The 25,809-nt window shown below is 63.5% G+C and carries 27 protein-coding genes; 15 read left to right on the forward strand and 12 right to left on the reverse strand.

The features are described from left to right. Nucleotides 1-537, reverse strand: a complete 537-nt coding sequence (locus RR51_RS02560) for a PilN domain-containing protein (RefSeq protein WP_039612526.1) — start codon at nt 535-537, stop codon at nt 1-3. Next, a complete protein-coding gene (pilM, locus tag RR51_RS02565) occupies nt 534-1,415 on the reverse strand; it encodes a type IV pilus biogenesis protein PilM (protein WP_039612527.1) in 882 nt (293 codons plus the stop codon). Before pilM ends, RR51_RS02560 begins: the two co-directional genes overlap by 4 nt. Before the next feature lie 207 nt (nt 1,416-1,622). On the opposite strand from pilM, the gene RR51_RS02570 reads away from it, so the two are divergent. Further along, on the forward strand, nt 1,623-4,073 hold the full coding sequence (locus RR51_RS02570) for a penicillin-binding protein 1A (protein WP_371264014.1): 2,451 nt from the start codon (nt 1,623-1,625) through the stop codon (nt 4,071-4,073). A 217-nt stretch (nt 4,074-4,290) separates the two neighbouring features. On the opposite strand, the gene RR51_RS02575 is transcribed toward RR51_RS02570, so the two are convergent. The 3 genes from RR51_RS02575 to rpmE all read right to left on the reverse strand — a co-directional run bounded on the left by RR51_RS02575 (nt 4,291) and on the right by rpmE (nt 6,776). Continuing rightward, nucleotides 4,291-5,559 (reverse strand): malic enzyme-like NAD(P)-binding protein, encoded by a 1,269-nt coding sequence (locus RR51_RS02575; RefSeq protein WP_024087853.1) that lies wholly within the window; start codon nt 5,557-5,559, stop codon nt 4,291-4,293. 177 nt (nt 5,560-5,736) lie between these two features. Further along, nucleotides 5,737-6,558 (reverse strand): thermonuclease family protein, encoded by an 822-nt coding sequence (locus tag RR51_RS02580; RefSeq protein WP_025340962.1) that lies wholly within the window; start codon nt 6,556-6,558, stop codon nt 5,737-5,739. Between the two features lie 2 nt (nt 6,559-6,560). Then, on the reverse strand, nt 6,561-6,776 hold the full coding sequence (rpmE, locus tag RR51_RS02585; protein WP_003257833.1) for a 50S ribosomal protein L31: 216 nt from the start codon (nt 6,774-6,776) through the stop codon (nt 6,561-6,563). 167 nt (nt 6,777-6,943) lie between these two features. Here rpmE and RR51_RS02590 point away from each other — a divergent pair, with 167 nt between their 5' ends. The 3 genes from RR51_RS02590 to RR51_RS02600 all read left to right on the forward strand — a co-directional run bounded on the left by RR51_RS02590 (nt 6,944) and on the right by RR51_RS02600 (nt 11,818). Next, a complete protein-coding gene (locus tag RR51_RS02590) occupies nt 6,944-9,163 on the forward strand; it encodes a primosomal protein N' (protein ID WP_039612529.1) in 2,220 nt (739 codons plus the stop codon). A 218-nt stretch (nt 9,164-9,381) separates the two neighbouring features. Then, nucleotides 9,382-11,118 (forward strand): arginine--tRNA ligase, encoded by a 1,737-nt coding sequence (gene argS, locus RR51_RS02595; RefSeq protein ID WP_013974613.1) that lies wholly within the window; start codon nt 9,382-9,384, stop codon nt 11,116-11,118. A 1-nt stretch (nt 11,119) separates the two neighbouring features. Next, on the forward strand, nt 11,120-11,818 hold the full coding sequence (locus tag RR51_RS02600) for an SPOR domain-containing protein (RefSeq protein WP_003257831.1): 699 nt from the start codon (nt 11,120-11,122) through the stop codon (nt 11,816-11,818). A 36-nt stretch (nt 11,819-11,854) separates the two neighbouring features. On the opposite strand, the gene RR51_RS02605 is transcribed toward RR51_RS02600, so the two are convergent. Continuing rightward, entirely contained in the window at nt 11,855-12,274 is a 420-nt protein-coding gene (locus tag RR51_RS02605) for an NINE protein (RefSeq protein ID WP_013974614.1), read from the reverse strand. 166 nt (nt 12,275-12,440) lie between these two features. On the opposite strand from RR51_RS02605, the gene RR51_RS02610 reads away from it, so the two are divergent. Beyond that, the gene (locus tag RR51_RS02610) at nt 12,441-13,076 is read left to right on the forward strand and encodes a C40 family peptidase (protein WP_039612530.1); all 636 of its coding nucleotides are present in this window, start codon (nt 12,441-12,443) and stop codon (nt 13,074-13,076) included. Between the two features lie 127 nt (nt 13,077-13,203). Here the strand turns inward: RR51_RS02610 and RR51_RS02615 are convergent, their stop codons facing one another. Further along, complete coding sequence (locus tag RR51_RS02615; RefSeq protein WP_039612531.1) at nt 13,204-14,202, reverse strand: type IV pilus twitching motility protein PilT; 999 nt, start codon at nt 14,200-14,202, stop codon at nt 13,204-13,206. Nucleotides 14,203-14,267: 65 nt separating this feature from the next. On the opposite strand from RR51_RS02615, the gene RR51_RS02620 reads away from it, so the two are divergent. The 9 genes from RR51_RS02620 to RR51_RS02660 all read left to right on the forward strand — a co-directional run bounded on the left by RR51_RS02620 (nt 14,268) and on the right by RR51_RS02660 (nt 20,837). Then, entirely contained in the window at nt 14,268-14,954 is a 687-nt protein-coding gene (locus RR51_RS02620; RefSeq protein WP_039612532.1) for a YggS family pyridoxal phosphate-dependent enzyme, read from the forward strand. Between the two features lie 38 nt (nt 14,955-14,992). Continuing rightward, nucleotides 14,993-15,811 carry a pyrroline-5-carboxylate reductase gene (proC, locus tag RR51_RS02625; protein WP_039612533.1) on the forward strand — a complete coding sequence of 273 codons (819 nt, stop codon included), beginning with the start codon at nt 14,993-14,995 and terminating at the stop codon, nt 15,809-15,811. A gap of 10 nt (nt 15,812-15,821) precedes the next feature. Beyond that, nucleotides 15,822-16,412 carry a YggT family protein gene (locus tag RR51_RS02630; RefSeq protein ID WP_013974619.1) on the forward strand — a complete coding sequence of 197 codons (591 nt, stop codon included), beginning with the start codon at nt 15,822-15,824 and terminating at the stop codon, nt 16,410-16,412. Between the two features lie 99 nt (nt 16,413-16,511). After that, complete coding sequence (gene metX, locus RR51_RS02635) at nt 16,512-17,651, forward strand: homoserine O-succinyltransferase MetX (RefSeq protein ID WP_013974620.1); 1,140 nt, start codon at nt 16,512-16,514, stop codon at nt 17,649-17,651. A 7-nt stretch (nt 17,652-17,658) separates the two neighbouring features. Further along, a complete protein-coding gene (metW, locus tag RR51_RS02640; RefSeq protein ID WP_039612534.1) occupies nt 17,659-18,279 on the forward strand; it encodes a methionine biosynthesis protein MetW in 621 nt (206 codons plus the stop codon). A 22-nt stretch (nt 18,280-18,301) separates the two neighbouring features. Continuing rightward, entirely contained in the window at nt 18,302-18,736 is a 435-nt protein-coding gene (locus tag RR51_RS02645; protein WP_013974622.1) for a DUF4426 domain-containing protein, read from the forward strand. Further along, complete coding sequence (gene rdgB, locus RR51_RS02650; protein WP_003257822.1) at nt 18,733-19,329, forward strand: RdgB/HAM1 family non-canonical purine NTP pyrophosphatase; 597 nt, start codon at nt 18,733-18,735, stop codon at nt 19,327-19,329. The genes RR51_RS02645 and rdgB overlap by 4 nt, the downstream gene beginning before the upstream one ends. Continuing rightward, on the forward strand, nt 19,326-20,501 hold the full coding sequence (gene hemW / locus RR51_RS02655) for a radical SAM family heme chaperone HemW (RefSeq protein ID WP_039612535.1): 1,176 nt from the start codon (nt 19,326-19,328) through the stop codon (nt 20,499-20,501). The genes rdgB and hemW overlap by 4 nt, the downstream gene beginning before the upstream one ends. Nucleotides 20,502-20,510: 9 nt before the next feature. Beyond that, the gene (locus RR51_RS02660) at nt 20,511-20,837 is read left to right on the forward strand and encodes a DUF3392 domain-containing protein (protein ID WP_003257821.1); all 327 of its coding nucleotides are present in this window, start codon (nt 20,511-20,513) and stop codon (nt 20,835-20,837) included. 796 nt (nt 20,838-21,633) lie between these two features. Here RR51_RS02660 and trmB read toward each other — a convergent pair. From trmB to RR51_RS02680, 4 genes are all read right to left on the reverse strand, one after another. Then, complete coding sequence (trmB, locus tag RR51_RS02665) at nt 21,634-22,356, reverse strand: tRNA (guanosine(46)-N7)-methyltransferase TrmB (RefSeq protein ID WP_013974624.1); 723 nt, start codon at nt 22,354-22,356, stop codon at nt 21,634-21,636. A 9-nt stretch (nt 22,357-22,365) separates the two neighbouring features. Continuing rightward, complete coding sequence (locus RR51_RS02670) at nt 22,366-23,160, reverse strand: thiazole synthase (protein WP_039612536.1); 795 nt, start codon at nt 23,158-23,160, stop codon at nt 22,366-22,368. Between the two features lie 53 nt (nt 23,161-23,213). Further along, nucleotides 23,214-23,414: a sulfur carrier protein ThiS gene (gene thiS, locus RR51_RS02675; protein ID WP_003257817.1), complete on the reverse strand. Its 201-nt coding sequence runs from the start codon at nt 23,412-23,414 to the stop codon at nt 23,214-23,216. Between the two features lie 103 nt (nt 23,415-23,517). Next, entirely contained in the window at nt 23,518-23,889 is a 372-nt protein-coding gene (locus RR51_RS02680; protein ID WP_013974627.1) for a DUF423 domain-containing protein, read from the reverse strand. A gap of 64 nt (nt 23,890-23,953) precedes the next feature. Between RR51_RS02680 and mtgA the strand changes: the two genes are divergently transcribed. Continuing rightward, on the forward strand, nt 23,954-24,664 hold the full coding sequence (gene mtgA / locus RR51_RS02685) for a monofunctional biosynthetic peptidoglycan transglycosylase (protein ID WP_039612537.1): 711 nt from the start codon (nt 23,954-23,956) through the stop codon (nt 24,662-24,664). Between the two features lie 182 nt (nt 24,665-24,846). Here mtgA and rpoH read toward each other — a convergent pair whose 3' ends face one another. Continuing rightward, nucleotides 24,847-25,701 (reverse strand): RNA polymerase sigma factor RpoH, encoded by an 855-nt coding sequence (gene rpoH / locus RR51_RS02690; RefSeq protein WP_003249083.1) that lies wholly within the window; start codon nt 25,699-25,701, stop codon nt 24,847-24,849. Nucleotides 25,702-25,809: the final 108 nt, after the last annotated feature.

Genomic DNA, 25,809 nt, shown 5'->3' on the forward strand with positions numbered 1-25,809 from the left:
TCACGACCAGAACGCCGAAACGCGCGCCCCCAGCAGGAATTCATCGCCGCCTGGCAGGCTCCTGACGCGTTTGAGCTCCAGACCGGCCAGCGCACTCGAGCGACTCAGGTCACGCATGAACTGTGCGACCACGGCACCTGACTTGGCCAGCCCGGTGATCTGCAGATTGCCATCTTCCAGGCTGAGGTCGAGCAGTTGCACACCCACCGGCAACGCCCGCTCGAGGTCAGCGAAGACCCCGTCCAGCACATCCTGATGGGCGCGCAGTGCTTCCAGCGCCACCGCGCGTGCCAGCAGCGCCTCATGCTGCGCATGCATATCGGCCAGCGGCTGCAACTGCTCGCCCAACGCCTCAAGGGCTGCCTGGTGCCGGGTATTGGCCAGCGCCTGCTGCTCCCCGCGCTGGCGGGCCAGCTGGTCGACCAACATCACGCCACACAGGGCCAGTAGAGCGCCGGCGACCAGTTGCCTGCGGAAAGACCGCAACGCGGCTTGGCGCTGCCGTTCGCGCCAGGGCAGAAGGTTCAGCCGCATCATCGACGCAATCCTCCGAGAGCCAGGGCGCAAGCCAGAATCATCGCACCATCGACGCGTTCCAGGCGCGCCAGGTCAGGCACCAGGCGACACGGAAGGTTCAGCTGGGAGCCGAGGCTTTGCAACTGGCCCGCTTCGACCGGAGAACAGCTGGCAATCAACAGGCATTCCGGCAAAGGCTCACCGGCGAGCAAGGCCAGCAGGCGCTCTGGCAGCGCCCCGGTTATCGTCGACAGCCCCAGGCTCAGCTCACGCCGTTGCTGCGGCTGCCCCGAATGCCAACCATAAAGGATGGTGCTGTGCGCCTCGATACGCAGCAACGCCGAACTCTGGTGCCGGCCCTGCGGCAGCATGCGCCCCAAGGCAATGCTGTCGACCTCCACGGCCTCCAGTTGCAGCCCTGCCTCCTCGACGATGCCTTCAAGTGGCGCCAGTGCGCTCTGCCGACATGCCGCCACCATCACCTCGGCGCAGCCTGGCTGGACGCGAGAACCTCCCAGGACCTGAAAATCCAGGGCCAGGTCTTCCAGCGGAAATGGAAATAGCCGTTCGGCGTCAGCCAGCAGCTGCGCCTCCACTTCTGTACCGCCCTGTTCCACTGGCAGGTGGCACAGCTTGCAGATCACTTGATTACCCGGCAGTGCCAGCGCGACCCGGCGCTGTCTGAGGCCGCTGCGCCTGTAGGCGCGCCTCAAGGCAGCCGCCACAGCGCCAGGCTCTGCCGCCCAATCACTGCCAGCCAATGATTCGAACGGTTCTTGTACCGAGGCAAGCACCCGGCAGCGCCGGTTACGCCGCTGCAGTTGCACAATCCGAACGGAGTCAGGGGCAATTTCCACCCCCACGAGTGAACCGGCATCCTTGCCGAAGCGTCCTAGCATCGTGGCATCCTTGTTTTCTGTCGCCGCCATCTTTCGCGGCTACCTGCCCCAACCCCGCGTCAGCACTAGGCCGCGCCTGCCCATCGAGGCGACGGGCAGCCTGGCCGGTAACCCGGAGAGGCGAAAAAATGCTTATAATGCCCAGCGTTTTTTGGTCCGCCGGACCTGCGTGCAATCCACTCCCAACCTGGACACCGAAAAGCCTTGATACGTCTGCTGAAGTTCTTCTGGTGGTCTTCCGTCGCAGTCATCTGCGCGCTCGTACTCGGTGTGAGCGGTGCGTTTCTGTATCTTAGCCCCAACCTGCCCTCGGTCGAGTCGCTCAGAAGCATCCAGTTGCAGATCCCCCTCAGGGTGTACAGCAGCGACGGCAAGCTGATTGCCGAGTTCGGCGAAATGCGTCGCTCACCGATCCGCTTCGAGGAAATTCCCCCACAATTCATCCAGGCGCTTCTGTCGGCCGAGGACGACAACTTCCTCAATCACTACGGTGTCGACCCCAGCAGCCTGATGCGCGCCGCGACCCAGTTGGTGAAAACCGGCCATATCCAGACCGGCGGCAGTACCATCACCATGCAGGTGGCGAAGAACTTCTTCCTCACCAGCGAGCGCAGCTTCTCGCGCAAGACCAACGAAATCCTGCTGGCCCTGCAGATCGAGCGTGAGCTGACCAAGGACGAGATCCTCGAGCTGTACGTGAACAAGATCTACCTGGGCAACCGCGCCTACGGTATCGATGCCGCCGCGCAGGTGTACTACGGCAAGTCGATCCGCGACGTGAGCCTGGCGCAGATGGCGATGATCGCCGGCCTGCCCAAGGCACCATCGCGCTTCAACCCGCTGGCCAACCCCGTACGCGCCAAAGAGCGCCGCGACTGGATCCTCGGCCGCATGTACAAGCTGGGCAAGATCGACGAAGCCAGTTACCAGGCGGCCCTGGCCGAGCCGCTCAACGCCAGCTACCACGTGCCCACGCCCGAGGTGAATGCACCTTACATCGCCGAAATGGCCCGCGCCGAAATGGTCGGCCGCTACGGCAGCGACGCCTACACCGAAGGTTTCCGCGTCACTACCACGGTACCCAGCGACATGCAGGAAATGGCCAACAAGGCCATCCTCAACGGCCTCTCCGACTACGATGAGCGCCACGGCTACCGCGGCCCCGAAGCACGCTTCCCGGGCCGCACCCAGGCAGCCTGGCTGCAGGAACTGGGCAAGCAGCGCAGCCTTGGCGGCCTGGAGCCGGCCATCGTCACCCAGGTCGAAAAAACCGGCCTCAAGGTCCTGACCCGCAGCGGCCAGGAAGAGCAGGTGGCCTGGGACACCATGAAATGGGCGCGCCCGTTCATCAACAGCAACTCCCAGGGCCGTGCGCCGCAGTCACCGGCAGATGTGGCTCAGGTTGGCGACCTGGTGCGCGTGCAGCGCCTCGAGGATGGCAAGTTCAAGTTCAGCCAGGTACCTGGCGCGCAGAGTGCGCTGGTCACCCTCGACCCTTACAACGGCGCCATCCGCGCCCTGGTCGGCGGTTTCTCGTTCGAGCAGAGCAACTACAACCGCGCCATGCAGGCCAAGCGTCAGCCGGGCTCGAGCTTCAAGCCGTTCATCTACAGCGCCGCACTGGACAGTGGCTACACCGCATCCAGCCTGGTCAACGATGCACCAATCGTGTTCGTCGACGAGTACCTGGACAAAGTCTGGCGACCGAAGAACGACACCAATACCTTCCTTGGTCCGATCCGCATGCGCGAAGCGCTGTACAAGTCGCGCAACCTGGTGTCGATCCGCCTGCTGCAGGCCATGGGCGTAGACCGCACCATCGACTACATCGCCAAGTTCGGCTTCAACAAGCAGGACCTGCCACGCAACCTGTCGCTGGCACTGGGCACCGCCACCCTGACCCCTATGGAAATCGCCACAGGCTGGAGTACTTTTGCCAACGGCGGGTACAAGATCACCCCGTACCTGATCGAACGCATCGAAAGCCGCAGCGGCGAGACGCTGTTCACCGCCAACCCGGCTCGGGTACCGCAAGGTACCGAGGACCAGGCGGGTGTGGCCGCGCCCGAACAGCCGATCAGCACAACCGCCATGCCTGGCGAGGCACCCGCTGCCTTCAGCCAGGTGGCTTCTGCACCGCAGGCGCCGGCCGTGGCCGAGCGGATCATCGACGGTCGCACCACCTACATCCTCACCAGCATGCTGCAGGACGTGATCAAGCGCGGCACCGGCCGCCGGGCGCTGGCCCTGGGCCGCACCGACCTGGCAGGCAAGACCGGTACCACCAACGAGTCCAAGGACGCCTGGTTCTCTGGCTACAATGCCGATTACGTGACCACCGTGTGGGTCGGCTTCGACCAGCCCGAAACCCTTGGGCGCCGCGAATACGGCGGCACGGCGGCACTGCCTATCTGGATGAGTTTCATGGGCGCGGCACTCAAGGACAAGCCTGAGCATGCGCCGGCGGAGCCGGAAGGCATCCTCAGCCTGCGCGTCGACCCGGTCAGCGGCCGTGCCGCTTCGCCGAGCACGCCGAATGCCTACTTCGAGCTGTTCAAGGCCGAGGACTCGCCGCCGTCGGTGGACGAACTGGGCACTGGCGCGGCGCCAGGCAGCCCGTTGCCGGCGGATGAAGCGGCGCCGATGGATCTGTTCTGACCAGATGTAAAGCCGGGGGGCGCTTTGCGCCCCTATCGCGACACAAGGCCGCTCCCACAGGAAACGCCTAGCCCTTGTGGGAGCGGCCTTGTGTCGCGATGGGCTGCAAAGCAGCCCCAGAATCCGACAGGCAGCCAAAAATAGCAGCATGGCGCATCGCCAAACAAAAAGCCCCGGCTCATACGAGCCGGGGCTTTTTTGTGTCGCCAGGCAGCAATCAGCCTTTGAACACGTCATCCACGCTGGTCAGCGGGTAGTGCTTCGGATACGGCAGAGTTGCCACGCCGGATTCGATGGCGGCCTTGGCCACAGCGTCGGAAACGACGGTGATCAGGCGTGCGTCCAACGGCTTCGGAATGATGTACTCACGACCAAATTCCAGAGCCTGTACGCCGTAGGCGTCGCACACTTCCTTCGGCACTGGCAGTTTGGCCAGATCTTTCAGGGCGATGGCGGCGGCGATTTTCATTTCTTCGTTGATGCGCTTGGCGCGAACGTCCAGGGCACCACGGAAGATGAACGGGAAGCCCAGTACGTTGTTGACCTGGTTCGGGTAGTCGGAACGACCGGTAGCCATGATCACGTCGCTGCGAGTGGCGTGCGCCAGCTCTGGCGAGATTTCCGGGTCCGGGTTCGAGCAGGCGAACACGATCGGGTTGGCAGCCATCGACTTCAGGCCTTCGGCGCTCAGCAGGTTCGGGCCGGACAGGCCTACGAACACGTCAGCACCGTCGAGGGCGTCAGCCAGGGTGCGCTTGTCGGTGGCGTGGGCGAACTGCGCCTTGTACTGGTTCAGGTCATCACGGCCAGCGTGGATCACGCCGCTGCGGTCGATCATGTAGATGTTTTCGACCTTGGCACCCATGCTTACCAGCAGCTTCATGCAGGAGATGGCGGCAGCGCCGGCACCCAGGCAGACGATCTTGGCGTCTTCCAGCTTCTTGCCGGCGATTTCCAGGGCGTTGATCATGCCGGCCGCGGTCACGATGGCGGTACCGTGCTGGTCATCGTGGAATACCGGGATGTCGCACTGTTCGATCAGGGTGCGCTCGATTTCGAAGCACTCAGGCGCCTTGATGTCTTCGAGGTTGATGCCACCGAAGGTGATCGAGATGCGGCGAACGGTGTCGATGAACGCCTGCGGGCTTTCCGACTCCACTTCGATGTCGAACACGTCGATACCGGCGAAACGCTTGAACAGAACACCCTTGCCTTCCATGACCGGTTTGGAAGCCAGTGGGCCGAGGTCACCCAGACCGAGGATGGCGGTGCCATCGGAAATCACCGCAACCAGGTTGCCTTTGCCGGTGTATTTGTAAGCCAGCTCTGGATCACGGCCGATTTCACGCACGGGCTCAGCAACACCTGGGCTGTAGGCCAGGGCGAGGTCACGGGCGGTGGCTGTGGGCTTGGAGAGTTCGACGCTCAGTTTCCCCGGACGAGGTTGAGCGTGATATTCGAGAGCGGCGGTTTTCAGGTCTGACATGGTGGGCATTCCGCTATTTACTGTTCTGACGGACCGCCGAGGATACGCAAAGAGCCGGGGAGCCACAAGACTGGTCGGTCACTTGTGTCAAGGCCTTTAGCCTACGACTTTACGCTATAACCCACGGGGCATACGCCTAACAGTGTGTACAATCCAATAGCGAAATGTCTACATCTTTTAGCCTGAAATGCGCTCCAACATGCTCGGATCGGTCAACGGCAACAGCCAGCGTCGCTGCCCGGGCTTGAGGCCGCCCTTGCGGGAACGATCCAGCACCCAGCCACGCGCCTCGACTTGGCGTCCCTTGAGGTTATCGAAGAAGCTGGCGGGGAAGTTGCGTTGTAGACGAGCGGGAACCTGCAGCACCACCGCACCGTCCAGGTTCAGCCAGACCCCGCCACGGTTGCGCTCCACGCCTTCGATGCGGCCCGCAATGACCGCGAAACCCGACTGCCGGACGTCCCCTGCACGCACCACCGGCGAACGACGCCACAGCCCGGAGCCAGCCTTGCGCGCAGCCTGCTCGGCAAGCTGCTGGCAAGCGCTGAGGCGCACATTGGGGGCAACCGCGACGCGATAGCCCAAGCCCTCGCTGAGCAGCTGTGCTTCGATATTGTCGCCATTGCGGCCGTAGATATGCGCCAGCGTGCGGCCGTATTTGTCCTTGGACTCGACGCCCGGCTCCAGCCCGACACGCCCATCGCTGGCCTTGACCAAGGCCTGCAAACGCTGCCTGGCAGCCTCGGCATAGGGCTCGCTGGTGCGCCCGTTACGGCCAATTTCCGGGGCATTGATGCCGATCAATCGCACGCTGCGGCCATCGACCAGGCGCAAGGTATCGCCATCGACCACCTGGCGCACCGCCACCTGCTGAGGGCTGCCTGGTAGCGGGCAGAACGCCAGGGCCGGGAAATGCCAGATGACGCCCATAAAAAAGGCGCCCACAAGGGGCGCCTTTTTTTGCAGCAATGCGAAACCCGAGGGGTTCGCCATGCGCATGATTACTTCTTGGTACCGAACATACCGAAGCGATCGGCGAACTTCTGTACGCGACCACCGGTGTCCAGGACTTTCTGCTTACCGGTGTAGAACGGGTGGCACAGGTTGCAAACGTCGATCGCCAGGGTGCTGCCCAGGGTCGAACGGGTTTCAAACTTGTTGCCGCAGCTGCAGGTGACTGCAACTACTTCGTAGTTCGGATGAATATCTGCTTTCATGGTCACTTCCTCGAGCTGCGTGCCGCCACCCAACACCAATTGTTGAATACCGCACGTAATTAGGCGGCGAATAATACCAGAGCATCACGCCAACGCAAGTTGTCGCTTGCACCGACCGTCGTCTGCTAGGCTCGCCAGTCTTTGAAACGCCCTCCGAGACTTTCCGCGTGTCCGACGTCATCCTGCGCCTTGCCCTGCCCTCCCCGCTGCGTCGCCTGTTCGACTACAAGGCACCGGCAAGCATGGCGCGCCAGGCCTTGACTCCGGGCATGCGCATTCGCGTGCCGTTCGGCCGCCGCGAAATGATCGGGGTGCTGGTGGAGGTGTGCGAGCAAAGCGAAGTGCCCGCCGACAAGCTCAAGCCGGCCAGCGCCCTGCTCGACCCGGTATCACCGATCCCGCCGTCGCTGTTCAAGTTGTGCTTGTGGACCGCCCAGTACTACCAGCACAGTCTGGGGGACACGCTGAGCTGGGCCTTGCCGACCCTGCTGCGCCAGGGCGAACCTGCCGAGATGCGCCAGGAGCGCTTCTGGCACGTCGCCCCCGGCGCCCGCCTGGAAGACCCGCGCATCGCCCGCGCTCCGCGCCAGCGCGATGCCCTTAAGACCCTGGCCCAGCACCCGCATGGCGTGGCCCACAGCCTGCTGGCCAAGCTCAATCTGAACAAGGACAGCCTGGACCTGCTGCTGGCCAAGGACCTGGTGCAGATCGAGGTCCGCCGCCATCTGCCGGCACTGCGCCACGAACACTGGCTGGCACAGCCGGAACTACCGCTCAACGAAGAGCAACGCGATGCCTTCGACGCCGTGCGCGAAGGCTTTGGCGGCTTTGGCGCCTTCCTACTGGCCGGTGTCACCGGCAGCGGCAAGACCGAGGTGTACCTGCAACTGATCCGCGAAACACTGGAAGCCGGCAAGCAGGCCCTGGTACTGATCCCGGAGATCAACCTCGGCCCGCAGACCCTGGCCCGCTTCGAGCAGCGCTTCAACGCCCGCATCGCCCTGCTGCATTCGGCGGTGAACGACCGCGAACGCCTGGATGCCTGGCTGGCAGCCCGGGACGGCGAGGCCGACATCATCATCGGCACCCGCTCGGCACTGTTCACGCCGATGAAGAACCCCGGCCTGATCATCATCGACGAGGAGCACGACGGCTCCTATAAACAGCAGGAAGGCCTGCGCTATCACGCCCGCGACCTGGCGCTGGTACGTGCCCACCAGGAAAACGTCCCGATCCTGCTCGGTTCCGCCACTCCATCGCTGGAAACCCTGCACAATGCCCTGACCGGTCGCTACCGCCTGTTGCGCATGAACCAGCGCGCCGGCGGTGCCCGCCCGCCACGCATGCTGCGCCTGGATGTGAAGAGCCTGCCGCTGGACAGCGGTATCAGCGGCCCACTGCAGCAGGCCATCCGCCAAACCCTGGAGGCAGGCCAGCAAGTGCTGGTATTCCTCAATCGCCGCGGTTTCGCCCCGACCTTGCTGTGCCATGATTGCGGCTGGCTGTCCGAATGCCCACGCTGCGATGCACGCATGACCGTGCACCAGCGCTCCGGCGTGCTGCGCTGCCACCATTGCGGCTATGACGAGCGCCTGCCGCAGCAGTGTCCGCAGTGTAACCACGTTGACCTGCGCCCGGTCGGCGCCGGCACCGAGCGCGCCGAGGAGCGCCTGAAAGTGTTGTTCCCGGATTACCCGATCCTGCGTGTGGACCGCGACAGCACCGCGCGCAAGGACGCCATGCACAACCTGTTCAGCACCATCCAGCGCGGCCAGCCGAGCATCCTTGTCGGCACCCAGATGCTCGCCAAGGGCCATCACTTCCCGCGGGTGACCCTGGTGGCCATCCTCGATGCCGATGGCGGGCTGTTCTCCGGCGACTTCCGTGCCAGCGAACGCATGGCACAGTTGATCGTGCAGGTCGCCGGGCGGGCCGGGCGGGCCGAAGAGCCCGGCAAGGTCATCATCCAGACCCACCTGGCCGACCATCCACTGCTGGTGCAGCTTACCGAGCAGGGCTACTTCGCCTTCGCCGAGCAGGCCCTGGACGAACGCCGCGCCGCCGGGCTGCCGCCTTACTCGCACCTGGCGCTGCTGCGCGCCGAAGCGCACAAGCCCGGGCAAGCCGAAGGTTTCCTCGACGAGGCCTGCGCCGCCGCCGAGCGCCTGGTGGCCGAACAGCGCCTGCCCGGCATCGAGCTGCTGGGGCCGGTGCCAGCACCGATGGAGCGCCGCGCCGGGCGCTTCCGCGCACAACTGTTGATACAGGCCAATACGCGGGCGCCTTTGCATCGACTGATCAGCGCCTGGTTGCTAGTGTTGGAGCAGATGCCGAGCGGGCGCCAGGTGCGGTGGTCGCTGGATGTCGACCCGGTAGACCTGTACTGAATCGACCGGCCTCATCGCCGGCAAGCCAGCTCCCACAGGTTGCGCGCACTCTTCTGTGGGAGCTGGCTTGCCGGCGATGAGGCCCTCGAACACAACATGGAACCCTTGATGGTTGCACCCCAAAGGTTGGCAACCCGCCCCCAGCCACGGATAATGCCCAGTTTTTCCACCTGCGCATCCAAGCGCTCCACCGCGCTTGCGGTCGAAAAGAGATCCCCATGAAAGACACCATTCGCCAGCTGATCCAGCAAGCCCTCACCCAACTCGTCACCGACGGTGTGCTGCCTGAAGGGCTGTCGCCGGCGATCCAGGTGGAAAACGCCCGGGACAAGACCCACGGCGACTTCGCCAGCAACATCGCCATGATGCTGGCCAAGCCGGCCGGCATGAAACCGCGCGACCTGGCCGAGAAACTGATCAATGCCCTGCCGGCCAGCGCCGACATCAGCAAGGTCGAAATCGCCGGCCCCGGCTTCCTCAACTTCTTCCAGAACACCGACGCCCTGGCCAACCGCCTGGATGCCGCACTGGCCGACGCCCACCTGGGCGCGCGCAAGGCCGGCCCTGCGCAAAAGGTTGTGATCGACATGTCGGCACCCAACCTGGCCAAGGAAATGCACGTCGGCCACCTGCGTTCGACCATCATCGGTGACAGCGTGGCGCGCGTGCTGGAGTTCCTCGGCGATGACGTGATCCGCCAGAACCACGTGGGCGACTGGGGCACCCAGTTCGGCATGCTGCTGGCCTACCTGGAAGAAAACCCGATCACCAGCGACGAGCTGTCGGACCTGGAAAACTTCTACCGCGCCGCCAAAAAGCGCTTCGACGAATCCGAAGAGTTCGCCACCCGTGCCCGTGGCCTGGTGGTCAAGCTGCAGGCCGGCGACCCGGACTGCATGGCCCTGTGGACGCGCTTCAAGGACATTTCGCTGTCGCACTGCCAGAAGACCTACGAGCTGCTCAACGTCAAGCTGACCATGGCCGACGTGATGGGTGAAAGCGCCTACAACGACGACCTGGCCAACGTGGTCGCCGACCTCAAGGCCAAGGGGCTGCTGGTCGAAGACCAGGGCGCCCAGTGCGTGTTCCTCGACGAGTTCAAGAACAGCGAAGGCGAGCCACTGCCGGTGATCGTACAGAAGGCCGACGGCGGCTACCTGTACGCCACCACCGACCTGGCTGCCGTGCGCTACCGCAGCAACGTGCTCAAGGCAGACCGCGCCCTGTACTTCGTCGACCAGCGCCAGGCCCTGCACTTCAACCAGGTGTTCGAAGTTGCAAGACGCGCAGGCTTCGTGGGCCACCCGATGCAGATGGAGCACATGGGCTTCGGCACCATGAACGGTGCCGATGGCCGCCCGTTCAAGACCCGTGACGGCGGTACCGTGAAGCTGATCGACCTGCTCACCGAGGCCAAGGAACGCGCCTACGCGCTGGTCAAGGAAAAAAACCCGAGCCTGGCCGACGAAGAACTGCGCCACATCGGTGAAGTGGTTGGCATCGGCGCTGTGAAGTACGCCGACCTGTCCAAGCACCGCACCAGCGACTACAGCTTCAACTTCGAGCTGATGCTCAACTTCGAAGGCAACACCGCGCCTTACCTGCTGTACGCCTACACCCGCGTGGCCGGCGTATTCCGCAAACTGGGCAAAGGCTTCGATGAAGTCGATGGCAACATTGTGCTGCAGGCTGCCCACGAGCAGGACCTGGCCGCGCGCCTGGCGCAGTTTGGCGAAATCCTCAACAACGTCGCCGACAAGGGCACGCCGCACGTGCTGTGCAGCTACCTGTACGACCTGGCCGGCCTGTTCTCCAGCTTCTACGAGAACTGCCCTATCCTTGCAGCCGAAACCCCGCAGCAGCAGCAGAGCCGCCTGCGCCTGGCGGCCCTGACCGGCCGCACCCTCAAGCAAGGTCTGGAACTGCTCGGCCTGGAAACCCTGGAGCGCATGTAAGTTGGCTGCCAAGAAAAAACCTGCACCCAAACGCGGCGCCAGCCGCCAGACGGCGCCGGCCAAGCAGCCGATTCCCGGTTGGGTATGGCTGGCGGTCGGCCTGACCGTAGGCGCGTTCATCGTGTTCCTGATGAAGCTCGAGCCTGGTGGCGAAGACATCAAGCGCACCAAGCCGGAGCAGCAGAAAGCGGACAAAGTGGCCGAAGCCGGCAAGTCGGCGCAGCCCACTCCGCAGCAGCCTGTGAAGCCGAAGTACGACTTCTACACGCTGCTGCCGGAGTCCGAGGTGATCGTGCCGCCGGAGGCCGTACCAGAGAAGACACCACCCGTCCCGGCCCAGCCGGTGACCCCGGTGACGCCAGCCGAAGCGGCAAAGATCGACACGGCGCGAGCCCAGGCAGCATTGATGGGCCAGACACCGCCACCGGCACCGCCAGTCATCAAGCCGGCGGCGACCACCCAGTTCTTCCTGCAGGCCGGCTCGTTCCGCAAGCAGGCCGATGCTGACAAGGTGCGCGCGCAGATCATCCTGCTGGGGCAGTCGGTAAAGGTAGAGTCGGGCACGGTCAAGGACGAAACCTGGTACCGCGTGCTAGTGGGCCCGTTCAGCAACCGCGAGCAGCTGACCGGGGCACAGAAGCAGCTGGCCGGAGCAGGTTTCAGCAACCTGCTGCTGCAACAGCGGCAGACCCGTCAGTAACCTGGAATTCGGGGGCGCTTTGCGCCCCCTGTGTCCTCAACCCCGCCCCGCATTCCGCTCGGAAACCTGGCTGTTCAGCGTCCAGAAGTCATACAGCACCCCCACCAGAAACAGCCCGCCGGTAAAGAAGTAGATGATCGCGGTGATCCACTTGCCCTGATACAGCCGGTGCAGACCAAACACCCCGAGGAAGGTCAGCAGGATCCAGGCGATGTTGTAGTCAATGCGCCCGGACTGGAACCTGAGGTCGGCTTCACGGTCCATGGACGGGATCAGGAACAGGTCGATCAACCAGCCGATGCCCAGCAGGCCCAGGGTGAAGAACCAGATGGTGCCGGTTACGGGCTTGCCGTAATAGAAACGATGTGACCCGGTAAAGCCGAAAATCCATAGCAGGTAGCCAATGGTCTTGCTGTGGGTGTCGTGAAACGGCGCCCCCTGTTGATAACTGTTCATTCATAGCCCCCGTGGGTTATCCGAAAATTTTCTAAGAAAAAATGTGACTTTCTCGTCGCAGGCCGACGTACGGCACCTGGACAATCGACCAACGGATCAAAGATTGATCAAAAAGCTGTTATAAAGTTGCGCGCCCAACACATAACTATTCATAAGAGCTTCATCTATGCCGCCTTTACTCAAGACATGGCTGACCCTCTGCCTATTATTGCCCCTGGCCGCCCACGCCACCAATCGTGAGCAACGTCTTCCCAATGGTTTCACCGGCTACACCACCAATGCCTCGGTAAAACATGCACCGGTCAAGCAGACCGCAATGCGCACCCGTCCAAGCAATGCCGCCAACAGCCGCAGCGTGCCCGGTGTGCCGGTCGCTGCAATGTCGCCGAAGCAGAGCAGCGATGTGCTCAGCCGTGCGGTGAATGTGCTCGGCACCCCTTATGTCTGGGGCGGCAGCAGCCCGAAGAAAGGCTTCGACTGCAGCGGGCTGGTCAAATACGCCTTCAACGACGTCGCCGACGTCGACCTGCCGCGCACCTCCAATGCCATGGCCCAGGGCCACGGCGTCAAGGTAGCCAAGGGTGACCTGAAGCCAGGTGACCTGATCTTCTTCAACATCAAGAGCCGTCGGGTGAACCACGTTGCCATCTATCTGGGCAACGACCGCTTCATCCATGCTCCACGCCGTGGCAAGCGGGTAAGCATCGACACCCTGAGCAAGCCTTACTGGCAGAAGCATTACGTGGTGGCCAAGCGAGTGCTGCCGAAAGAACAGCAGCAACTGAGCCTGGCCAAGCGCTGATCTGATCGGCGCTCTCCTGTATCGGCCTCTTCGCGGGTAAACCCGCTCCCACAGGTACACCACAGCATTCGAAGGCTGTGTCATCCATGTGGGAGCGGGTTTACCCGCGAAAGGGCCAGCACAGGCACTATAGATCGCTGATCAGCCCCCTCTCCTTCAACCCCCGCATCGCCCCTTCCATCGTCCGCATCCCGTCCGCACCACCCGCCTGCATCACCGAACACAACTGCGCCATCCGCCCTTCCCGAACCAGGTTACGCACCGCTGGCGTCACCACCAGCACTTCCCGCGCAGCAACCCGCCCTCCGCCCGCGCGCCTGACCAGCACCTGCGCCACCACCAGGCGCAACGACTCGGCCAGCATCGCCCGCACCAACGGCTTCTCTTCGGCAGCGAACACCTCCACCAACCGGTCAACACTGCTCACCGCCGAACGCGTATGCACGGTCGCCAGTACCAGGTGCCCGGTCTCAGCCGCACGCAAGGCCAGGCGAATGGTTTCCAGGTCGCGCAGCTCACCGATCATGATTACATCCGGGTCCTGGCGCAGGGCACTGCGCAGCCCCTGGGCGAACCCACCGCAATGGCGGCCGACCTCACGCTGGTTGACCAGGCTGCGCTGGCTGCTGTGGATAACTTCGACAGGGTCCTCAAGGGTGAGGATATGCAGAGCACGATCGCGGTTCAGCTGGTCGAGCAGTGCCGCCAAGGTGCTGGACTTGCCACTGCCGGTCGGCCCACCGACGAGGATCAAGCCATCTCGGCACTGCGCAACAGCTTGAAACACATCGCCCAGGTCGAGTTCATCGAGCGTGGCGATATGCCCCGGGATCAGGCGAAAGGTGGCCGCAGGGCCGTGCAACTGGCGAAACAGATTCAGCCGAAAGCGCCCTAGCGCCGGCAATTCCAGCGCCAGGTCCAGCTCATCACCCTGGGCCCACTGTCGGCGCTGGTCTTCATCCAGCATGGGTGCCATGCCCTCGATCAAGGCGACCGGGCCCAAGGCCGGCAGGGCCATGCGCTGCAGCTCGCCATCCAGGCGCAACATCGGTAACTGGCCCGCCGCCAGGTGCAGGTCGGAAGCCCCCGCATCCACGGCCCGGGCCAACAGGTCGGTCACATCCATGAGACTCCCCAAAGGCCTTCAAGTAGGTAGAATGCCGCAAACCCTCCAGCCGCCGGCATCAGTCCATGTCCACCCTAGCAGACAACCTTTCCGCTACTTCCGCTCGTATCGCCAGCGCTGCCCAGGCTGCCGGGCGTGATCCGGCCAGCGTCCAGTTGCTGGCCGTGAGCAAGACCAAGCCAGCCAGCGCCATCCGCGAAATCCACGCCGCCGGCGTATGCGATTTCGGGGAAAACTACCTACAGGAAGCGCTGACAAAGCAGCAGGCACTCGGCGACCTGCCCTTGATCTGGCACTTCATCGGCCCCATCCAGTCGAACAAGACCAAAGCCATCGCCGAGCATTTCGACTGGGTACATTCCGTGGACCGCCTGAAAATCGCCCAACGCCTCTCGGAGCAGCGCCCGGCCGGTCTGCCACCACTGAACATCTGCCTGCAGGTGAACGTCAGCGGCGAAGACAGCAAATCCGGCTGCACCCCTGCCGACCTGCCGGCCCTGGCCAAAGCGGTAGCCGCACTGCCCAACCTGCGCCTGCGCGGGCTGATGGCCATTCCCGAACCCACTGATGACCGCGCCGCCCAGGAAGCCGCCTTCGCCACCCTGCGCCAGTTGCAGGAAGGCCTTGGCCTTGGTCTGGACACCCTGTCCATGGGCATGAGCCACGATCTGGAAGCGGCCATTGCACAGGGTGCGACCTGGGTGCGTATCGGTACCGCCCTGTTCGGTGCCCGCGATTACGGGCAGCCCTGATTCCATGCTTTACTCACTCTTTCCTACAAGGACCTGACATGAGCAAGACTCGTATTGCCTTTATCGGCGCCGGCAACATGGCCGCCAGCCTGATCGGTGGTCTGCGTGCCCAGGGCCTGGACGCCTCGCAGATCCGCGCCAGCGACCCGGGCGCCGAGACCCGCAGCCGCATCCAGGCCGAGCACGGCATCGAAACCTTCGAGAACAACGCCCAGGCCATCGATGGCGCCGACGTCATCGTTCTGGCGGTCAAGCCGCAGGTCATGAAAGCCGTATGCCAGGCCCTGCAACCGAACCTGCAGGAAGGCCAGCTGATCGTTTCCATTGCCGCCGGCATCACCTGCGCCAGCCTGCAAAGCTGGGTCGGCGCTCGCCCTGTGGTGCGCTGCATGCCCAACACCCCGGCACTGCTGCGCCAGGGCGTCAGCGGCCTGTACGCCACCGCGGAAGTATCCAGCGAACAACGCCAGCAGGCCGAGCAACTGCTGTCGGCCGTGGGCACCGCCCTGTGGCTCGAGCAGGAGCAGCAACTGGACGCCGTGACGGCAGTCTCCGGCAGCGGCCCGGCGTACTTCTTCCTGCTGATCGAAGCCATGACCGCGGCAGGCGAAAAGCTTGGCCTGCCACGTGAAACCGCCTCCCAGCTGACCCTGCAGACAGCCTTGGGCGCCGCACGCATGGCGGTTGCCAGCGATGTCGATGCTGCCGAACTGCGCCGCCGAGTCACCTCGCCTGCAGGCACTACCGAAGCGGCGATCAAGTCGTTCCAGGCCAGCGGCTTCGAAGCCATTGTCGAACAGGCGCTGCAGGCTGCGGCTACACGTTCCGCCGAGCTGGCCGAACAACTGGGCAAATAAGGAGCTTCAGATGAATGCACTGTCCGGCGCCGCGATCTTCGTGGTGCAAACCCTGGTCAGCCTGTACCTGGTGATCGTCCTGCTGCGCTTCGTCCTGCAGTTGGTCAAGGCCAACTTCTACAACCCGCTGTGCCAGTTCGCCGTGCGCGCCACACAGCCGCTGCTCAAGCCGATTCGCCGAGTCATCCCCAGCGTTGGTGGGCTGGATACCTCGTCGCTGCTGTTGTCGGTGGTCATCCAGGCGCTGCTGATGGCTTTCGTGCTGATGGTCACCTACGGGACCTTCGGTGACATCCTGCACCTGCTGATGTGGGCCATCATCGGTATCACCTCGCTGTTCCTGAAGATTTTCTGGGTCGCGATGATCGTCATGGTGATCGTGTCCTGGGTTGCTCCCAACAGCCACAACCCGGCGGCTGAGCTGGCCTACCAGATCAGTGAACCGGTGCTGGCACCGTTCCGCCGCATCGTGCCCAACCTGGGCGGCATGGACATCTCGCCGATCTTCGCCTTCCTCGCGATCCAGGTAATCCAGTCGTTCGTCATGCCGCCGCTGGCTGCCTACGCCGGCATGCCACAAGAGCTGTGGCGGATGATCTGAGCCCCACCTGACTCTGGTTGCTTCCAGCGACAAGCCTCTGCTTGCCGCTGGGGGTAGCGCTCTTTAGACTTACGCCTCCGTCAAGCGTGAGCAGGGTCGATGTCCACTGTCTTTCCCGAAGATTCCGTCGGTCTGGTAGTACCGCAAACCGCCCGGTTCGATGAACCGCTGGCCCTGGCCTGCGGCCGCTCCCTGGCCAGTTACGAACTGGTCTACGAGACCTATGGCACCCTGAACGCCAGCGCGAGCAACGCCGTGCTGATCTGCCATGCCCTCTCCGGCCACCACCATGCCGCTGGCTACCATGCCGCCACCGACCGCAAGCCGGGCTGGTGGGATAGCTGTATCGGCCCTGGCAAGCCGATCGACACCAACCGCTTCTTCGTGGTCAGCCTGAACAACCTGGGCGGCTGCAACGGCAGCACCGGCCCCAGCAGCATCAACCCGGCCACCGGCAAGCCCTACGGCGCCGACTTCCCGGTACTGACCGTGGAAGACTGGGTGCACAGCCAAGTGCGCCTGGCCGAGCGCCTGGGCATCCAGCAGTGGGCCGCCGTGGTCGGTGGCAGCCTGGGTGGAATGCAGGCGCTGCAGTGGACCATCAGCTACCCCGAGCGCGTGCGCCATTGCGTCGACATCGCCTCGGCGCCCAAGCTGTCGGCACAGAACATCGCTTTCAATGAAGTGGCACGCCAGGCCATCCTCACCGACCCCGAATTCCACGGCGGTTCGTTCCAGGACCAGGGCGTGATCCCCAAGCGTGGCCTGATGCTGGCGCGCATGGTCGGCCACATCACCTACCTGTCGGATGACTCGATGGGTGAAAAATTCGGCCGCGAGCTGAAGAGCGACAAGCTCAACTACGACTTCCACAGCGTCGAATTCCAGGTCGAGAGCTACCTGCGCTACCAGGGCGAGGAGTTTTCCGGGCGCTTCGACGCCAACACCTACCTGCTGATGACCAAGGCGCTGGACTACTTCGACCCCGCCGCCGCCCAGGGCGGCGACCTGGCAGCCACCCTGGCCCACGTCAAGGCGGATTACTGCATCATGTCGTTCACCACCGACTGGCGCTTCTCCCCGGCCCGTTCGCGCGAGATCGTCGACGCACTGATGGCCGCGCGCAAGAATGTCTGCTACCTGGAGATCGACTCGCCTTACGGGCACGATGCCTTCCTGATCCCCACGCCTCGCTACATGCAGGGTTTCTCGAACTACATGAACCGCATTGCCATCTGAGGACAGCATGAGAGCCGATCTGGAAATCATCCACGACTGGATCCCCGCCGGCAGCCGGGTACTCGACCTGGGCTGCGGCAGCGGCGAACTGCTGGCCTCGCTGCGCGACCGCAAGCAGGTCTCCGGCTATGGCCTGGAGATCGACGCCGACAACATCGCCGCCTGTGTGGCCAAGGGCGTCAACGTCATCGAACAGGACCTGGACAAGGGCCTGGGCAACTTCGCCAGCAACAGTTTCGACGTGGTGATCATGACCCAGGCCCTGCAGGCCGTGGAGTACCCCGACCGCATCCTCGACGAGATGCTGCGCGTGGGCCGCCAGTGCATCATCACCTTCCCCAACTTCGGCCACTGGCGTTGCCGCTGGTACCTGGCGACCAAAGGCCGCATGCCGGTTTCGGACTTCATGCCGTACACCTGGTACAACACGCCAAACATCCACTTCTGCACCTTTGCCGACTTCGAAGAGCTGTGCCACGAGCGCCGCGCCAAGGTGCTAGACCGCCTGGCGGTCGACCACTTGCACCGCAACGGGTGGGGTGGCCGGCTTTGGCCTAATCTTCTAGGTGAGATCGGCATCTATCGTGTCAGCAGCCCGGGCCTGCAAGAACATCAGCTCGCGGTCTGACGCCCACCGGAGGAATCACCCCATGCGTCGCCTAGCCCTGTTCCTGATCAGCCTGTGCCTGGCCCTGCCGGTACTGGCTGCCGATGCTGCCCGTCCCGAGCGCAAGGAAGTGTTTGGCGACGTGACGGTGCACTACAGCGCGTTCACCTCGAGCATGCTGACACCGGAGGTGGCCGCAGCCACCGGCCTGGTACGCAGCAAGAACCAGGGCGTACTCAACATCGCCGTGCTCAAGGCCAACAAGCCCGCCATGGCGGTGGTCAGCGGCACGGTCAAGGACTTGACCGGGCGCAGCAGCCCGCTGTCGTTCAAGCAGATCACCGAACAGGGCGCGGTGTACTACATTGCCCAGTTCAAGATCGACCAGCCAGAAACCGTCACCTTCGACCTGAATATCGAAACCGGCGGCATCAGCAATTCCCTCAGTTTCAACCAGGAAGTGTTCCCAGGCGAATGATGAATTTCCAGCAACTCGTATTGGCCAGCCACAACGCCGGCAAACTCAAGGAACTCCAGGCCATGCTCGGCGCGTCCGTGCAACTGCGCTCGATCGGTGAGTTCAGCCAGGTCGAGCCGGAAGAAACCGGCCTGTCGTTCGTCGAGAACGCCATCCTCAAGGCGCGCAACGCCGCACGCATTTCCGGCCTGCCGGCCCTGGCCGACGATTCTGGCCTGGCGGTGGACTTCCTCGGCGGCGCGCCGGGCATCTACTCGGCGCGCTATGCCGACGGCAAGGGTGATGCGGCGAACAATGCCAAGCTGCTCGAAGCACTGAAAGACGTGCCTGAAGCCGAGCGCGGCGCACAGTTCGTCTGCGTCCTGGCACTGGTGCGCCATGCTGACGACCCGCTGCCGATCCTGTGCGAAGGCCTGTGGCACGGGCGCATCATGTTCGAGGCCAGTGGCGAGCACGGCTTTGGCTACGACCCGCTGTTCTGGGTACCGGAGCGCAGCTGCTCCAGCGCCGACCTGGCCCCTGTGGACAAGAACCAGCTCAGCCACCGCGCCCGCGCCATGGCCCTGCTGCGCCAACGTCTGGGCCTGGCATGATCGAAACGCTGTCCAACCCCGGCGCGGCGGGCTTCACCAGCCTGCCGCCGCTGGCGCTGTACATCCACATCCCGTGGTGCGTACGCAAATGCCCTTACTGCGACTTCAACTCCCACGCTGCCGGGCCTGAACTGCCGGAAGATGCCTACGTCGCCGCCCTGCTGACCGACCTCGACCAGGAGCTGGCTGCCGTGCAAGGCCGGCCGATCAGCTCGATCTTCTTCGGCGGCGGTACTCCCAGCCTGTTCAGTGCCGACGCCCTTGGCCGGCTGCTGCGTGGCGTGGAACAACGTATCCCGTTTGCGCCGGACATCGAAATTACCCTGGAGGCCAACCCGGGCACGTTCGAGCAGGACAAGTTCAAGGCCTACCGGCAAACCGGTATCAATCGTCTGTCCATCGGTGTGCAGAGCTTCCAGCCAGCCAAACTGCAGGCGCTGGGGCGTATCCACAATGGCGATGAAGCGGTCCGCGCCGCCGGCATGGCACGCGCCGCCGGCTTCGACAACTTCAACATGGACCTGATGCACGGCCTGCCCGACCAGTCGCTCGAGGACGCGCTGGGCGACCTGCGCCAGGCCATCGACCTGGGGCCGACGCACCTGTCGTGGTACCAGCTGACCGTGGAGCCGAACACGGTGTTCTGGAACCAGCCACCCGAGCTGCCCGAGGACGACATCCTCTGGGATATCCAAGAGGCCGGCCAGGCACTGATGGCCGAACACGGCTTCCGCCAGTACGAAGTCTCGGCCTATGCCCAAGCGGGGCGCGCTGCTCGGCACAACCTCAACTACTGGCGCTTTGGCGACTTCATCGGCATCGGCGCTGGTGCCCACGGCAAGCTGACCTTCGCCGATGGGCGCATCCTGCGTACCTGGAAGACCCGCCTGCCCAAGGACTACCTGAACCTGGCCAAGCCGTTCAAGGCCGGCGAAAAGCTGCTGCCAGTCGACGAGCTGCCGTTCGAGTTCCTGATGAACGCCCTGCGCCTGACCGATGGGGTGGAAGCCGAACTGTTCACCCAACGCACCGGTTTGCCGCTGGCACAACTGCGCGAGGCACGCCGCGCGGCCGAACAAAAGGGCCTTTTGCAGGTCGAACCGGATCGACTGGTGGCCACGCCGAGGGGCCAGTTGTTCCTCAATGACCTGCTGCAGTATTTCTTGACCTAAGGATGACCCATGGATCTGGTACTTGATCTGCTCGCGACGGTTTCTCGCTGGAGCCGCAGCAACCTGTCGGAGATTTCACTGGCCTTGGTAGGCTGCCTGCTGGTGCTGTTCGGCACCGATATCAAGGGCTGGGTGGAACAGCGCCTGGGCGGCCTTGCGGGCGCCCTGCGCGTACCGTTCATGGCCTTGCTGGTGATGATCGGCAGCGGTGCGGCGCTGATCTATGCCACGCCTTGGGTGGTGAAAGGGCTTAGCCAGTTCAACAACTACGCGCTGGCGCCGGTGCTGCTGGTGGTACTGGTGCTGATCGGGGTGGTGGCGGATCGACGGGGCTGAGCCACGGCCTTGCACTGAACCTTGCAGGAGCGGCCTTGAGTCGCGATGGGCCGCAAAGCGGCCCCAGCAATTGCTGCCTCACCGCTGACATCTGGGGCCGCTACGCGGTCCATCGCGACACAAGGCCGCTCCTACAATGACCGCGTAATCTGGCGAGTACAGAGATGGGTTGTAAAAGCTGCCCCGGAGAACCAGGGCAGCCCTACCACCTGACTAGCCCTTACTGGGCATCATCGAAGTGATCGCGCATGAAGTCCCGAACGGTCTTGAGCACAGTCAAGATCCGGATGAACGTCCAAACGCGGCTCAGCGCATCAAGCAAACGCTTCATATGCCTTGGCCTCCGTGTTGGCGGGCCAATCTTCCAGCATCTAACCGGTACTTCGATGCCTTCAAAAACTGTGTGAGAGTCTTCTGTGAAGTGGCCAGGTCAATGGCCCTTCGAGAGGTGCACCGGCACGGTTCTCAGGCCGTGTCGAAGGGGCCGGAAAGCAGAATTCTTCTCCTACCCGGCCCATCACTGATTTCATCCACACAGGAGCAGCGCGATGATACTTGGAATGCTCACCCAAGACTGTTAACCGCTCCGACACACGTGATGCCGGATATTTCTGAGCATTGACGTTCCCCCGCTACGCTGCCTATGATCAGCCAACTGTGTGAGGGTTTTCTGTGAAACCTCAGAGCGAAGGATACTCAGTCCTGTTGCTCACATAAAAAACCGCCCTTTCAAAGGCGGTTTTTTTTCGCCTGCATTTCTGCAGGCATCGGCAAATCGAAAGGCCGTATCAGCCGGTCAATCCACCTTCTCGAACTTCAAATCCCAAACCCCATGCCCCAGCCGCTCGCCGCGGCGCTCGAACTTGGTGATCGGGCGCTCTTCCGGGCGTGGCACGTAAGTACCGTCAGCCGCACGGTTGCGATAGCCCGGGGCAGCGCTCATCACTTCCAGCATGTACTCCGCATACGGTTCCCAGTCGGTGGCCATGTGGAACACGCCACCGGGCTTGAGCTTGCGCCGTACCAGTTCGGCGAACTCCAGCTGGACGATGCGGCGCTTGTGGTGGCGCGCCTTGTGCCATGGGTCGGGGAAGAACAGCATCAGGCGGTCGAGGCTGTTGTCCGCCACGCAGCGGTTCAGCACTTCGATGGCATCGCAGTCATATACCCGCAGGTTTTTCAGGCCCTGGGTCAGCACGCCGTTGAGCAGCGCACCAACACCCGGGCGGTGTACTTCCACACCGATGAAGTCCTGTTCAGGCGCGGCAGCAGCCATTTCCAGCAGGGAATGGCCCATGCCGAAGCCGATCTCCAGGGTGCGCGGCGCCGAGCGGCCGAACACCTGGTCGTAGTCCACCGGGCTGTCGGCCAGCGGCAGGATGTACAGCGGGCCGCCCTGCTCCAGGCCACGTTGCTGGCCTTCGGTCATGCGCCCGGCGCGCATCACGAAACTCTTGATGCGGCGGTGCGGGCGGGCTTCGCCGTCGGGGGTGATCGGCGTATCGTGCGATTCAGTCATCAGGGGCTCTTACTTGATCAGACCATCCAGCGGCGAAGAGGCGCTGGCATAGAGTTTCTTCGGCATACGGCCGGCCAGGTAGGCCATGCGACCGGCGACGATGGCGTGCTTCATGGCCTCGGCCATCAGCACCGGCTGCTGGGCGTGGGCGATGGCCGAGTTCATCAGCACAGCTTCGCAGCCCATTTCCATGGCGATGGTGGCGTCGGACGCAGTACCCACACCAGCATCCACCAGCACCGGCACCTTGGACTCTTCCAGGATGATCTGCAGGTTGTAGGGGTTGCAGATACCCAGGCCGGTACCGATCAGGCCAGCCAGCGGCATGACCGCAATGCAGCCGGCTTCGCCCAACTGGCGGGCGATGATCGGATCATCGCTGGTGTAGACCATCACATCGAAACCGTCTTTGACCAACACTTCGGCGGCCTTGAGGGTTTCGATCACATTGGGGAACAGGGTTTTCTGGTCGGCCAGTACTTCCAGCTTGACCAGATTGTGGCCATCCAGCAGTTCGCGGGCCAGGCGGCAGGTGCGCACGGCTTCGACCGCGTCGTAGCAGCCAGCAGTGTTCGGCAGGATGGTATAGCGGTCCGGAGGCAGCACATCGAGCAGGTTCGGTTCGCCCGGGTTCTGGCCAATGTTGGTGCGGCGCACGGCTACGGTGACGATCTCGGCACCCGAGGCTTCGATGGCCAGGCGGGTTTCTTCCATGTCACGGTACTTGCCGGTACCGACCAGCAGGCGCGACTGGAAAGTACGCCCGGCCAGGGTGAAGGGCTTGTCGCTACGAACGTTGCTCATGGTTGTTCCTCGGGAAAAGGTTGCTGGGCTTGCAGGTGAATCGCCGGCCAGAATCAGCCGCCACCGATGGCGTGGACCACTTCGACCTGATCGCCGTCGTTCAACAGCGTGCTGTCGTGCTGGCTACGCGGCACGATATCCAGGTTCAGTTCCACCGCGACGCGGCGCCCGGTCAGCTCCAGGCGGGCCAGCAGGGCCGCGACACTTTCGCCAGCGGGCAATTCGTAAGGTTCACCGTTCAGTTGAATGCGCATGCGCACGGCCACCATTGTTCTTTGGGGGCCCGCATTCTAGCGCTGAACCGCCCTGCAACCCAAGGGCGCTGCACGCCATTAGTCGCGATTGTGGACCACTCGGTCAACCGAGCCGCCAGGCTGCCAGGCCCAGGCACAGCCAGCCGGCCAGGAAGCACAGGCCACCAAGCGGGGTGATGATGCCGAGCTTGCCCAGGCCGCTGAGGGTCAGCAGGTACAGGCTACCGGAGAACAGCACTATCCCCAGGGCAAACAGGCCGCCAGCCCAGCCGACCAGGCGCCCTGGCAGGTGCACCGAAAGCACGGCGACAGCGAAGATGGCCAGGGTATGTACCAACTGGTAGGTCACACCAGTCTGGAAGATCGCCAGGTAGTCGGCCGTCAGCCGGCTTTTCAGGCCGTGGGCGGCGAAAGCGCCCAGGGCGACACCGGTGAAGCCGAAAAAGGCGGCAAGCATCAGGAAGCTGCGAAGCATGGGACGACTCCTTGGATCGGGTCTGTATAATGGCCCCTTCCACCCGTACGGCCAAGCCATCGCCATGCTGCCAACCCTTCTCCGCCGCCTCTCTCGCGCCCTGCTCTGGTTCGCTGCCGGCAGCATCGTGCTGGTACTGGTGTTCCGCTGGGTCCCACCACCCGGTACGGCGTTGATGGTGGAGCGCAAGGTGCAGTCCTGGGTGAATGGCGAGCCGATCGACCTGCAGCGCGACTGGGAGCCATGGGAGAACATCTCCGACGACCTCAAGGTCGCGGTCATTGCCGGCGAGGACCAGAAGTTCGCCAACCACTGGGGCTTCGACATCCCGGCCATCCAGGCAGCGCTGGCCTACAACGAGCGCGGCGGCAGCATTCGCGGTGCCAGCACCCTGACCCAGCAGGTGGCCAAGAACCTGTTCCTGTGGTCCGGGCGCAGCTGGTTCCGCAAAGGCCTGGAGGCCTGGTTCACTGCGTTGATCGAGCTGTTCTGGTCGAAGGAGCGGATTCTCGAGGTCTACCTGAACAGTGCCGAATGGGGCAAAGGTGTGTTTGGCGCCCAGGCGGCAGCGCGCTACCACTTTGGCGTCGATGCCAACCGGCTTAGCCGCCAGCAGGCGGCGCAGCTGGCGGCGGTGCTGCCGAGCCCGATCAAGTGGAGCGCCAGCCGGCCGAGCGCCTATGTGGCCAGCCGGGCCGGCTGGATACGCCGGCAGATGAGCCAGTTGGGTGGGCCCAGCTACCTGATGCAGCTCGACACTTCGCGCAAACTTTGAGCCTTTTGGGGCTGCTGCTCAGCCCATCGCGACACAAGGCCGCTCCTACAGGGGATCGCAGTCTCTTGTAGGAGCGGCCTTGTGTCGCGAAAGGGCCGCAAAGCGGCCCCAAAATCCCCCGGCCAAAAAAAAGCCGCTAACCCTATGCGGGCCAGCGGCTTTTCCTTGCTGTCAGGGCTCGATCAGGCCGCGATCAGCGCCTTGACCTTGTTCATCGCATTCTTCTCCAGCTGGCGAATCCGCTCAGCCGAAACGCTGTACTTGTCCGCCAGCTCATGCAACGTGGCCTTCTCTTCCGCCAACCAGCGCTGGTAGAGAATGTCGCGGCTACGCTCGTCCAGCCCTTGCAATGCTTCGTGCAGGTTGCTGGTGGAGTTGTCGCTCCAGTCGGCATCCTCCAGCTGCACCGCCGGGTCGTAACGGTGGTCTTCCAGGTAATGCGCAGGCGACTGGAAGGCACTGTCGTCGTCAGCTTCCGCTGCCGGGTCGAAGGCCATGTCCTGGCCGCTGAGGCGGCTTTCCATCTCGCGCACTTCACGTGGCTCCACGCCCAGGCTTTCCGCCACGCGGTGCACTTCGTCGTTGTTCAGCCAGGCCAGACGTTTCTTCTGGCTGCGCAGGTTGAAGAACAGCTTGCGCTGGGCCTTGGTGGTGGCCACCTTGACGATGCGCCAGTTGCGCAGGATGAACTCGTGGATCTCTGCCTTGATCCAGTGCACGGCGAACGACACCAGGCGCACGCCCATTTCCGGGTTGAAGCGCTTGACGGCTTTCATCAGGCCGACGTTGCCTTCCTGGATCAGGTCGGCCTGGGCCAACCCGTAGCCGGCATAGCTACGGGCGATATGTACGACGAAACGCAGGTGGGCCATCACCATTTGACGAGCGGCCTCGACATCCTGCTCATAATAGAGACGCTCGCCCAGATCACGCTCCTGCTCGACAGTCAGCAGCGGGATGCTGTTGACCGTGTGCACGTAGGCTTCCAGGTTTGCACCAGGTACCAGGGCATAGGCAGGTTGCAACGATGTGGTCATTCAAGAACCTCCGACTTACAGAACTCGCGCCTTGTGGGCGCTGCCAACATTGACCTGGAACGACGGTACAAGTTCCATGGTGAATAATTTGTCAATGCTGGCACGTAA

The sequence above is a fragment of the Pseudomonas sp. C5pp genome (assembly GCF_000814065.1).
GTDB classification, from domain to species: Bacteria; Pseudomonadota; Gammaproteobacteria; order Pseudomonadales; family Pseudomonadaceae; genus Aquipseudomonas; species Aquipseudomonas asiatica.

Excerpts from the sequence above, each read along its gene's own strand:
- RR51_RS02560 (WP_039612526.1), bottom strand. The coding sequence starts at position 537 with ATGATGCGGCTGAACCTTCTGCCCTGGCGCGAACGGCAGCGCCAAGCC.
- pilM (WP_039612527.1), bottom strand. The coding sequence starts at position 1,415 with ATGCTAGGACGCTTCGGCAAGGATGCCGGTTCACTCGTGGGGGTGGAA.
- RR51_RS02575 (WP_024087853.1), bottom strand. The coding sequence starts at position 5,559 with ATGTCAGACCTGAAAACCGCCGCTCTCGAATATCACGCTCAACCTCGT.
- RR51_RS02580 (WP_025340962.1), bottom strand. The coding sequence starts at position 6,558 with ATGCGCATGGCGAACCCCTCGGGTTTCGCATTGCTGCAAAAAAAGGCG.
- rpmE (WP_003257833.1), bottom strand. The coding sequence starts at position 6,776 with ATGAAAGCAGATATTCATCCGAACTACGAAGTAGTTGCAGTCACCTGC.
- argS (WP_013974613.1), top strand. The coding sequence starts at position 9,382 with ATGAAAGACACCATTCGCCAGCTGATCCAGCAAGCCCTCACCCAACTC.
- RR51_RS02605 (WP_013974614.1), bottom strand. The coding sequence starts at position 12,274 with ATGAACAGTTATCAACAGGGGGCGCCGTTTCACGACACCCACAGCAAG.
- RR51_RS02610 (WP_039612530.1), top strand. The coding sequence starts at position 12,441 with ATGCCGCCTTTACTCAAGACATGGCTGACCCTCTGCCTATTATTGCCC.
- RR51_RS02615 (WP_039612531.1), bottom strand. The coding sequence starts at position 14,202 with ATGGATGTGACCGACCTGTTGGCCCGGGCCGTGGATGCGGGGGCTTCC.
- RR51_RS02620 (WP_039612532.1), top strand. The coding sequence starts at position 14,268 with ATGTCCACCCTAGCAGACAACCTTTCCGCTACTTCCGCTCGTATCGCC.
- proC (WP_039612533.1), top strand. The coding sequence starts at position 14,993 with ATGAGCAAGACTCGTATTGCCTTTATCGGCGCCGGCAACATGGCCGCC.
- RR51_RS02630 (WP_013974619.1), top strand. The coding sequence starts at position 15,822 with ATGAATGCACTGTCCGGCGCCGCGATCTTCGTGGTGCAAACCCTGGTC.
- metX (WP_013974620.1), top strand. The coding sequence starts at position 16,512 with ATGTCCACTGTCTTTCCCGAAGATTCCGTCGGTCTGGTAGTACCGCAA.
- metW (WP_039612534.1), top strand. The coding sequence starts at position 17,659 with ATGAGAGCCGATCTGGAAATCATCCACGACTGGATCCCCGCCGGCAGC.
- RR51_RS02645 (WP_013974622.1), top strand. The coding sequence starts at position 18,302 with ATGCGTCGCCTAGCCCTGTTCCTGATCAGCCTGTGCCTGGCCCTGCCG.
- rdgB (WP_003257822.1), top strand. The coding sequence starts at position 18,733 with ATGATGAATTTCCAGCAACTCGTATTGGCCAGCCACAACGCCGGCAAA.
- hemW (WP_039612535.1), top strand. The coding sequence starts at position 19,326 with ATGATCGAAACGCTGTCCAACCCCGGCGCGGCGGGCTTCACCAGCCTG.
- RR51_RS02660 (WP_003257821.1), top strand. The coding sequence starts at position 20,511 with ATGGATCTGGTACTTGATCTGCTCGCGACGGTTTCTCGCTGGAGCCGC.
- trmB (WP_013974624.1), bottom strand. The coding sequence starts at position 22,356 with ATGACTGAATCGCACGATACGCCGATCACCCCCGACGGCGAAGCCCGC.
- RR51_RS02670 (WP_039612536.1), bottom strand. The coding sequence starts at position 23,160 with ATGAGCAACGTTCGTAGCGACAAGCCCTTCACCCTGGCCGGGCGTACT.
- thiS (WP_003257817.1), bottom strand. The coding sequence starts at position 23,414 with ATGCGCATTCAACTGAACGGTGAACCTTACGAATTGCCCGCTGGCGAA.
- RR51_RS02680 (WP_013974627.1), bottom strand. The coding sequence starts at position 23,889 with ATGCTTCGCAGCTTCCTGATGCTTGCCGCCTTTTTCGGCTTCACCGGT.
- mtgA (WP_039612537.1), top strand. The coding sequence starts at position 23,954 with ATGCTGCCAACCCTTCTCCGCCGCCTCTCTCGCGCCCTGCTCTGGTTC.
- rpoH (WP_003249083.1), bottom strand. The coding sequence starts at position 25,701 with ATGACCACATCGTTGCAACCTGCCTATGCCCTGGTACCTGGTGCAAAC.